A 9,236-nucleotide genomic window follows, 5' to 3' on the forward strand; every position below is an offset into this window, starting at 1 on the left:
GTGTTGTTCTTCAAAGAGCGTTGTTCTTGAAGGCCGGATATCTTGAAAGTGTCGTCGTTACGGTTGTAACAAAGCTTACCGCAGGCGGAAAGTGCACCTGGCGCATCACGACGAAAGGATAAGGCATGACGGTCAAGGTCGAAGCCCTCGATCATCTCGTGATCAACGTCGCCGACGTCGCGGTGACCGCGGAGTGGTATCGCAAGATCCTCGGCATGGAAGTCAAGGTGTTCGACCCCGGCGGCGGCAAAGCGCCGCGGACATCGTTGCAATTCGGTAACCAGAAGATCAACGTCCGGCCGCGCGATGCCGACAAGGTGGAGTGGTTCACCGCCGATCACCAGACCGCCGGCAGCGACGATCTGTGCTTCCTCACTTCCGCTGCGCCCGACGAGGTCGTGGCGCATCTGCAGGCACATGGCGTCGCGATCGAGGAAGGCCCGGGTCCCAGGCAAGGCGCCCGCGGCACGCTGCGCTCGGTCTATTGCCGCGACCCGGATGGCAGCCTGATCGAGATCTCGTCGTACGAGGATTAGACTCTTTCATTCGCGGACGGTGCGCAGCACCGAACTATGGTGCGCAGTTGCACACCTGAGAATCTCGATACGGTGTCGCCGAACGGGACGCTGCCGTAGGGTGGGCAAAGCGAAGCGTGCCCACCGTTCTCTTCACGTATGAGGAGAAATGGCGGGCACGGCGCTTTGCGCCGTTGCCCACCCTACGGCATCTCGCCTAGAACGACCCCAGCGCCACCGGGCGGAACGCCTGGAGCAGCTGCTGGTCCAGCTTGCCGCCCATGCCTTCCATCATCGCAAACGCACGCGAGTGGGTGAACGGCATGCGGTAGGCGCGCTTCTCCACGAGGGCCGCGTAGATGTCGACGATCGTCGTGACACGCACGATGTCGCTGATCTGGTTCGACGACAGCCCGTTGGGGTAGCCGGAGCCGTCGAGGAATTCGTGGTGATGCAGGATCACGTCCAGCATCTCCGGCGGGAAGCCGCCTTGCGCGGCGAGCGCGTCATAGCCGCGGCGCGGATGCTGGCGGACCTCGGCCATCTCCTCGTCGGTGAGCTTGCCGGGCTTGTCGAGCAGGTTGGACGGAACGAAGGCCTTGCCGACGTCATGCAGCAGCGCGGCGCGGGTCAGGCGGCGCTGGTCGTCCTCGCGCATGCCGAGATGCTGCGCAAAGGCAACGGCGAAGCCGGTGACGAACAGGCAGTGGCGATAGCTGCCGACATGGTGGCAGCCGACGGTGGTGAGCCATTCGCGCAGCGAGGAGTGCTTGATCGCCTTCAGGATCTTGCTCTCGGCGGCGATGACGTCGTCGAAGGTCAGGGGCACGCCGAGCGGCAGCTTCTCGAACATCTTGGCGAGCACCGCATGCGCCGCCTCGACGCCGCGGTTGAGCGTCTTGCCGCGATCAGTCGCGTCATAGACGGCGGTGTCGGGGAACGCGGCGCGGATACGCTGGAGAATGGCGTCCGGCTGCAGCGGCCGCGAGATCGTGTCGGTCGCGCCGAGCGCCCACGCCTGCATGGTACCGTGATGCAGGGCGTCGGCGAGCACGAACAGCCGCGGCATCGAACGATAGGCATCGCCGCGCAGCTTGTTGCGCACCCGCTGCACGCTCTCGGGCGAGCGCAGATTGATGTCGACGACGAGACCGGAGAGATCGCGCGAGGGCTGCTCGGGAATGTGCTCCGTCGTGACCGTCGAGACCTCGCCGACCGCCTTCAGGATGCTGGCGAGCTCGGTGCTCTCGTCGTTCCGGTCGGAGGCGAGCAGAAGCCGGCGTTTGGCTGCAGGTTTGGCTGAGGCGGTCATGGCTTCCCCAAAAGCACGGGACTGGATTTGGGCTCAGCCTAAGCCGGATCAGGTTCTCCGGCCCTTAAGAGGCGTGCTCAATGGAACCCTGCGGGATTGCACGCAATTTTAGCGAACGGGTTTCCGTCGAAAGGCCCAGTAAATTGGGCGAAAACAACCCCATGCACAGTAGAGCGGGCATTGACGGACAAGGGGAATTTTCACCGTCATGGCCGGGCTTGTCCCGGCCATCCACGGCCTTGGTCCGGGGTACGAAGAACGTGGATGCCCGGGACAAGCCCGGGCATGACGGCGAATGTGGTCGTAGGGTGGGCAAAGCGAAGCGTGCCCACCATTCGTTGCGATCGGAGAAAGGTGGTGGGCACGGCGCAAGTGCGCCTTTGCCCACCCAACGATTCCGGGACGCAAACAGAGCGTGCGTCAGGCATGCATGCCATGGCGTTCAGGCAGTTTCGTCGAAGTAACTTGCCGGGCTAAGCTGGAGCCGCTGGCGCAGACTCCCTTCTCCCCTTGTTGTGGGAGAGGGTGCACCGTTGTCGCGGCGAGAAATAAAAAGAAAGGGCGGAAACAATGCCGAAGATCGATCGGGACGGCGTCGGGATCTACTATGAAGTCCATGGCGACGGGCCACCGCTGCTGCTCACGCACGGCTATTCCTCCACTTCGGCGATGTGGCATGGGCAGATCGATGCGCTCGCGAAAGACCACAAGCTGATCCTGTGGGACATGCGCGGTCACGGCCAGTCCGATTATCCTGATGATCCCAAGGCCTATAGCGAAGCGCTGACGGTCGGCGACATCACGGCGATCCTCGATGCCGTCGGGGCGGAGCGCGCCATCATCGGCGGGCTCTCGCTCGGCGGCTACATGTCACTCGCGTTCTATCGCGCTCATCCGCAGCGCGCGCGGGCGCTGCTGATCATCGACACCGGCCCCGGCTTCAAGAAGGACGATGCACGCGAGGCCTGGAACGTGCGGGCGCTTGCCACCGCGGACAAGCTCGACCAGGAAGGGCTTGCGATGCTGAAATCGGCGACGCGCGAGCGCGCCACCGCCAGCCATCGCAATGCCAACGGCCTCGCACTTGCGGCGCGGGGCATGCTGACCCAGCGCGATGCCCGCGTGATCGAGCAGTTGCCCGACATCAAGGTGCCCTGCCTGATCGTGGTCGGCGCCGACGATACGCCGTTCCTGGCGGCGTCCGACTACATGGCGGCAAAGATCCCTGGCGCACAAAAGGCCGTGATCCCCGCCGCCGGACACGCCGTCAACATCGACCAGCCCAAGGCTTTTGTTGACGCGGTGGTGCCTTTCCTGAAGAACTTGCCGGCATAGGACGATCGGACAGGAACACAAGCCATGAAGCGAGCGATGTTGGCAGCCAGCGCGATGTTGCTCTCGATGTCGGCGCAGGCCGAGCCGTTCGGCGGCGTGCGCCAGCCCTTCGTCACGACCTTGTCGAACAACATCCCGCTCGCCTTCGGCATGGACGCCGGGCAGACGGCGCGCGCTCTCGGACAGCCGCTGCAATATGTGCGAGGCCGGCCCGGCAACGAGATCTACCTCGCACTCCGCAATCTCGGGGGCAGCGGCCTGATCCCCTATCGCCACCGCCTGTTCCTGCAATTCCGTCATGGACGGCTGGCAGGATGGAAGGAGGATTATGGCGAGAACTGGATGTGGGAGTGAGGGCGGCTCTTCAAGATGCAGAGCAATCCCATCTGCGCCGTCGTGCGCTGAAGTTGCCACATCGTCATGGCCGGGCTTATCCCGGCCATCCGCGATCTTTCGAGCGGCACCAAGAACGTGGATGTCCGGGCCTTCGCCTCGCCGAAGCGGCTTCGGCCGCGCAGGCGGGACAAGCCCGGGCATGACGAGTTTGTGGAGCGACCGGAATTCTCCATCAACGACCAACCAAGAAGGACAACCCGCGTGGGACAAGACATCAAACTGACGGCTTCCGACAAATTCCAGCTCGGCGCCTATCGCGCTGACCCCGCAGGCAGCCCCAAGGGCGCGGTGGTGGTGATCCAGGAGATCTTCGGCGTCAATCATCACATCCGCTCAGTCTGCGACCGCCTCGCGGGCGAAGGCTATGTCGCGATCGCGCCGTCGATCTTCGACCGAACCTCGCCGGGCTTCCAGTCGGGCTATACGTCCGACGAGATCGCCGAAGCGCGCAAGTTCGTCGCCAATCCCGATTGGGAGGCGATGCTGCGCGACACCCAGGCCGCGATCGATGCCGTGAAAAGTTTCGGCCCGGTCGGCATCATCGGCTTCTGCCTCGGCGGCAGCATCGCCTTTGTCGCGGCAACGCGATTGTCCGGCCTCAAGGCTGCGATCGGCTATTACGGCGGCGCCGTCGTGCGCTTTGCCGACGAGAAGCCGAAGGTTCCGACGCAGCTGCATTTCGGCGAGAAGGACGCCGGCATTCCCTTGACCGACGTCGAGACCGTCAAAGCAAAGCGCCCGGATGTGGAGGTGTTCATCTATCCCGGCGCCCAGCACGGTTTTCATTGCGACGAGCGGCCGAGCTACGACAAGGCGAGCTCGGAGATCGCCTGGCCGCGTAGCATGGAATTCTTCGCGAAGCATTTGAAATAGCCACCGCCGTCATTCCGGGATGCGCCGCGAAGCGGTGCAGGCCCGGAATCCATAACCACGGACTGGGGTTATGGATTCCCGGCTCGCGCTCCGCGCGCCCCGGAATGACGAGAAACGAGAGAGCAGGAATCGGGTGGCCGCATCCTGCCGCCCGGCGATAGAGCTGGCCGATCAAGCCAATTGACGCCGGGAACTCATCATGCAGCAGGCCAACACGAACATCATCATCCGCAATCCGTTCGGCACCATGGACGTGCCCGCGCCTGATGATCGCGAGGTGATGGATTATGCCGCGACCACATCGCTTGCCGGCGGTGCGGGCGACGTCAACGCTACGACATGGGCCTCCATTGCCGCGCCGTCCGATCCGCTCGAAGGCACTTGGGCGAGCCGCTGGAACGGCGGCGCCGATCCGACCATTGCGGGCGATACGCCGGAGAGGTGGAAAGAGGGGCGCGCGGAAGTCCGTGTCATCGGCGAGCGCCTCTATCTGCGCTTCGACTGGGACCATGGCCGCCGGCACGGACTGATCGATGCTGCGCGCGAGGGTACGCGGCTGGTCGGGAAGTACATCAACCTGACCAACCCCGCGATCATGCGGCCATGGGTCGGGCTCGTGGTCGATGAGGCGCGGATCGACGGATGCTTTCCGAACGGGCGGCTGGATTTCAGGCGGTGAGCACGGACGCAGCGCGCTCGTCTATCCCTCCGTCATTCCGGGGCGATGCCTCAGCATCGAACCCGGAATGACGGCGAGCGTCAGAACCAGCGCTCGCCGACGAACACGGTGTCGCCAGGTGCGAGCGGCGTGCCGAGCGGGACGACGGCGCGCATGGCGCCGCCAGCTTCGGTGTGCGTGACGGTGACCACGTCGCGCTTGGCGCGCGGCGAGAAGCCGCCGGCGATGGCGACGGCGCTTTCGACCGTCATGTTCGGCACATACGGATATTGGCCGGGCGCTGAGACTTCGCCGAGGATGAAGAACGGGCGATAAGTGTCGATCTCGACGGCGACCGAGGGCTCGCGGATGTAGCCGTTGCGCAGGCGCGCGCCGATCTCGCCGGCAAGGCCCGCGGTGGTGCGGCCGCGCGCCGGCACGGCGCCGATCAGCGGCAAGGTGATGGAGCCGCCGGCATCGATGGCATAGCTGTTGGTGAGACCTTCCTGGCCGTAGACCACGACGCGCAGCTTGTCGCCGGCGTCGAGATGATAGGAGGCGTCGTAGCGCACGGGCGCTGCCATCGGCGCGGCATAGCCGACGGGCATCGGTGCAGGCGCGGAGGCAAAGGAATTGCTGAGCGCGGCGATGGCGCCGCCGCCGTTGTTGGCAACGACGACCGGTTGCGGGGCGCCATAGGCCATGGCGTCGAGATCGGAGCGCGGCTGAACATATGCGACAGGGCCGGCGGTCTGCATGCAGCCGCCAAGAGGCAGCGCGGCGGACGCTGCCAAACAGGCTGTCAGGATCGACCATCGAAACGCGCGTGCAACCGGCACCGGACCTATCCCTCGAAACGAGACAGCTCCAGTGATGCACCGGTTATGGTTAATAAAGCGTTGAGCGGGAAGGTGTGAAATGGCGCCGCGCCACGAGCGCGGTGCTCCCCCTCTCCCGCTTGCGGGAGAGGGTTGGGGAGAGGGTATCTCCGCAACGGGACAGTCCCCCAGAGGAGAGAACCCTCTCCCGCATTGCATCTCCGATGCAATGCGACCTCTCCCGCAAGCGGGAGAGGTGCAGCGCGCCGTGGCTCGAGTTAGCGCCTACGCGCTGACGCCCGCGCCGATCGAACAGGACACGCCGGTGCCCCCTAAGCCGCAATAGCCGGCGGGATTCTTCGCCAGATATTGCTGATGGTAGTCCTCGGCGAAATAGAATTCGCCGGCGGGTGCGATCTCGGTGGTGATGGCACCGAGACCTTTTGCGGCAAGCGCCTTCTGATACAGCACCTTGGACTCGTCGGCCGCTTTCTTCTGCGCATCTGAATAAGTGTAGATCGCGCTTCGATACTGCGTGCCGACGTCGTTGCCCTGGCGCATGCCCTGCGTCGGGTTGTGGTTCTCCCAGAACGTCTTCAGCAGCTTCTCGTAGGAAATCTTGCTCGGGTCGAACACGACCAGCACCACTTCGGTGTGGCCGGTGCGTCCCGAGCAGGTCTCTTCATAAGTCGGGTTCGGCGTGTGGCCGCCGGCATAGCCGACGGCGGTGGTGTAGATGCCCTCGCCGAGTTCCCAGAATTTGCGCTCGGCGCCCCAGAAGCAGCCGAGACCGAACACGGCCTGCTCGAGTCCTGCAGGATAAGGCGGCTTGAGCTTGCTGCCGTTGACGAAATGGGTGGTCGCAGTCGGGATGGCTTGCGCACGGCCGGGCAGCGCCTCAGTTGCGCTCGGCAATGCGGTCTTCTTGCGCATGAACAGCATGATGGATCTCCGAAACGAGACGTCCGTCGCGCGAGCCAGATGCTCGGGCGGCGTGCTCGCGATCAGGTGGGAATATAGGTGTCTACGCAAGAGGGAGCAGCGTTGTTACGCAGCGCCCGATACAGCGTTCAGTCGCGCGGGGAATCGAAGATCAATCTCGGGAATATCCGATCAGCGGCTTGCGCGGCCGGAACAGGATCATCAGCAAGATGCCCAAAATGCCGAGTACGGCGAAGACCGGCTGGTCCAGCACCAGGCGGATCACCGAGGTCCAGAGCCAGGGCGCCTTGGCCTCGACCCAGGTCCGGAACGCCGACTGGCTGGCCTGGTTGATGTCGTTCCAGAACTGGCCGAAACGGGTGAAGCGCAGGGTCTGGTCGGCCACCCAGCGGGCGCCGTCATAGACCATGAAGATGAACCCGCCGGCGAGCAGCAACAGCCCAATCAGTCGGAAAAAACCGCGGATCATGCCTCACCCCAGATGGTCGTCCGATCGATCGACCCGTATAACGCCCGCCAGCCAATAGCCAAGCGACGGCAGAAATTCAACCGCTTCAGGGCGTTACACCCCTCGTCGGGCGCCCGGAAGGGCCGTTTTCCAGCCCCGGAAAGCGTTGACGGTGCCGCAGACCCCCTCTATAAGGGCGCCAACTGGCGGCGGGCGCAATCCCGCCGCCGCTGTTCTTTGAGCAGTTGCAGGCTCTTTGAGGCCTCATGTTCCGGGAACAGCCCAGCAACCGAACACCCTAAATCCGAGCGTCGATTCCGCGGTCAAGCAGCCGGCGCTACCCGACCAAGACGCGACCGGTACCGCAAAGGATATTGAGACCATGGCCAATACCACTTCCGCCAAGAAAGCGACGCGCAAGATTGCCCGCCGCACTGCCGTCAACAAGTCGCGCCGCACCCAGATGCGCGGCGCTGTGCGCACCGTCGAGGAAGCCATCAAGACGGGCGATCGCGCCGCTGCCGTGAAGGCGCTGGCGAATGCCGAGCCCGCCCTGATGCGCGCCGCGCAGCGCAACATCATTCACAAGAACAACGCCAGCCGCAAAGTCTCGCGCCTCACCGCGCAGATCGCCAAGCTCGCCAAGTGAGCCGATCCAAGTCAGCGGAACTAAGTCAGCCGATGCGATCGAGTCATTCGATCGGTTGAAGCGACATCGCGCTCGTCACATCAGCCCGGCCTCGTGCCGGGCTTTTCGTTGCCTGTCACAATTCGTCTGCCACAATTCACGCAAGCGGTCGTTCGACCAACGATAGACATTGGAAGATTCATCTCGACGGCACGATGATGCCGTCCGTAGTTTTACCGCGGACGATTTTGCAACAGCGGAAACTTTCACTGCGCTGCGAAAAACCCTTGCGGGACGGGCCTAAGTTGAATTTGCACGCGCGCGAGTTCTGCACACCGTAAATTCACAGGAGCGGATCTCGCGGTGGAGTTACCCTGTGAAATGAGACTCAAAAAACGATGTTTCGCGAACAACTTATCGCCATAGTGACAGCAAGCATTTGGAAAACGACCCGGCGAAGTCGGCGCGTGAAGGTTTTTTGAATTTTTTTTGGCTGCTGTTCGCCAATTGTCACACAACGCGTCTCGTCTTCGATTCTTTACGCGGATTCAAACTCTTGGTCTCAGACCTGTGAACAACTCGCGCGCCGCGTTAACGCTGGTCAAGATTTTTGATGCCTCAAGTGTGAATCAATTCCGTTGCGAGTCTTTCCGCTTAGTGTATTCCTTAAGTCGTCAGCGGCGCCCACGATCTTGAGACCAGCGCGGTATCGGAAACGGGGCGAGCGTGCAAATCGGCGGCGGTGGGCACGTTGGCAACGCATCAACAAGCGATAGTCGGTTCAAACCCACAGCACTGTGGGAACGGTAGCTCTTTGTCTGAATGTCTCCAAGCAGGATTTCATCCTGCTCGCGCCAAGCGCAAATGAGAGATGTCGTAAAGCTACCCCGACCCGCATGAGGCGAAGTCGAGCGGACGACTAGTACACGGGCGGGCATTCGCGACACCACTACGCCGCGGCTGTCTATTGGACACGCAGGACCTTGCCGTGAGCAATCACGGCAGGACGGGGAGGTATCATGTCTTACGGACGCAACGCGGTATTGAAACAGGTTTCCTATTCCAACGATGCCGGTTTAGATCAGTCCGACCTCCAGCCTCCCGCCTGCGATGGGGCGCCGAGTACGCGCTGACCTCGCGAACCCTCCATCTCTGACATCGCTGAGCGGACGCGGCGTTCTCGCCGGACGGTAGAGCCATGCCTGACGATGGACTCGCTCTGAGGTCGCGCCATGTCAGAAACCCTGATGGCAGGAACTCTGCATGGCGCTCACCCACGCAACTAAATCTCTCAAGAGAAGTTTTTTGACG

The 9,236-nt window shown here is 63.1% G+C and carries 10 protein-coding genes; 6 read left to right on the plus strand and 4 right to left on the minus strand.

Annotation, left to right across the window (positions count from 1 at the left end):
- Positions 1 to 125 precede the first annotated feature (125 nt).
- Positions 126 to 536, plus strand: a complete 411-nt coding sequence (locus QA642_RS46420) for a VOC family protein (RefSeq protein WP_283082812.1) — start codon at positions 126 to 128, stop codon at positions 534 to 536.
- A 196-nt stretch (positions 537 to 732) separates the two neighbouring features.
- On the opposite strand, the gene QA642_RS46425 is transcribed toward QA642_RS46420, so the two are convergent.
- The gene (locus QA642_RS46425; protein WP_283082813.1) at positions 733 to 1,827 is read right to left on the minus strand and encodes an HD domain-containing phosphohydrolase; all 1,095 of its coding nucleotides are present in this window, start codon (positions 1,825 to 1,827) and stop codon (positions 733 to 735) included.
- Between the two features lie 570 nt (positions 1,828 to 2,397).
- On the opposite strand from QA642_RS46425, the gene QA642_RS46430 reads away from it, so the two are divergent.
- From QA642_RS46430 to QA642_RS46445, 4 genes are all read left to right on the plus strand, one after another.
- Positions 2,398 to 3,162, plus strand: a complete 765-nt coding sequence (locus QA642_RS46430) for an alpha/beta fold hydrolase (RefSeq protein ID WP_283082814.1) — start codon at positions 2,398 to 2,400, stop codon at positions 3,160 to 3,162.
- A 24-nt stretch (positions 3,163 to 3,186) separates the two neighbouring features.
- A complete protein-coding gene (locus tag QA642_RS46435; protein ID WP_027563969.1) occupies positions 3,187 to 3,516 on the plus strand; it encodes a hypothetical protein in 330 nt (109 codons plus the stop codon).
- A gap of 243 nt (positions 3,517 to 3,759) precedes the next feature.
- On the plus strand, positions 3,760 to 4,431 hold the full coding sequence (locus QA642_RS46440) for a dienelactone hydrolase family protein (RefSeq protein ID WP_283082815.1): 672 nt from the start codon (positions 3,760 to 3,762) through the stop codon (positions 4,429 to 4,431).
- A gap of 199 nt (positions 4,432 to 4,630) precedes the next feature.
- Complete coding sequence (locus tag QA642_RS46445; RefSeq protein WP_283082816.1) at positions 4,631 to 5,110, plus strand: hypothetical protein; 480 nt, start codon at positions 4,631 to 4,633, stop codon at positions 5,108 to 5,110.
- 80 nt (positions 5,111 to 5,190) lie between these two features.
- Here the strand turns inward: QA642_RS46445 and QA642_RS46450 are convergent, their stop codons facing one another.
- The 3 genes from QA642_RS46450 to QA642_RS46460 form a co-directional block, all read right to left on the minus strand.
- Positions 5,191 to 5,928: a polysaccharide biosynthesis/export family protein gene (locus QA642_RS46450; RefSeq protein ID WP_283082817.1), complete on the minus strand. Its 738-nt coding sequence runs from the start codon at positions 5,926 to 5,928 to the stop codon at positions 5,191 to 5,193.
- A gap of 264 nt (positions 5,929 to 6,192) precedes the next feature.
- A complete protein-coding gene (msrA, locus tag QA642_RS46455; RefSeq protein WP_283082818.1) occupies positions 6,193 to 6,849 on the minus strand; it encodes a peptide-methionine (S)-S-oxide reductase MsrA in 657 nt (218 codons plus the stop codon).
- A 151-nt stretch (positions 6,850 to 7,000) separates the two neighbouring features.
- On the minus strand, positions 7,001 to 7,318 hold the full coding sequence (locus QA642_RS46460; RefSeq protein ID WP_027563964.1) for a hypothetical protein: 318 nt from the start codon (positions 7,316 to 7,318) through the stop codon (positions 7,001 to 7,003).
- A 361-nt stretch (positions 7,319 to 7,679) separates the two neighbouring features.
- Between QA642_RS46460 and rpsT the strand changes: the two genes are divergently transcribed.
- The gene (gene rpsT / locus QA642_RS46465; RefSeq protein WP_027549990.1) at positions 7,680 to 7,946 is read left to right on the plus strand and encodes a 30S ribosomal protein S20; all 267 of its coding nucleotides are present in this window, start codon (positions 7,680 to 7,682) and stop codon (positions 7,944 to 7,946) included.
- The last annotated feature ends 1,290 nt before the right edge of the window (positions 7,947 to 9,236 follow it).

Origin of the sequence: Bradyrhizobium sp. CB2312 (assembly GCF_029714425.1) — a bacterium.
Taxonomy (GTDB): domain Bacteria; phylum Pseudomonadota; class Alphaproteobacteria; order Rhizobiales; family Xanthobacteraceae; genus Bradyrhizobium.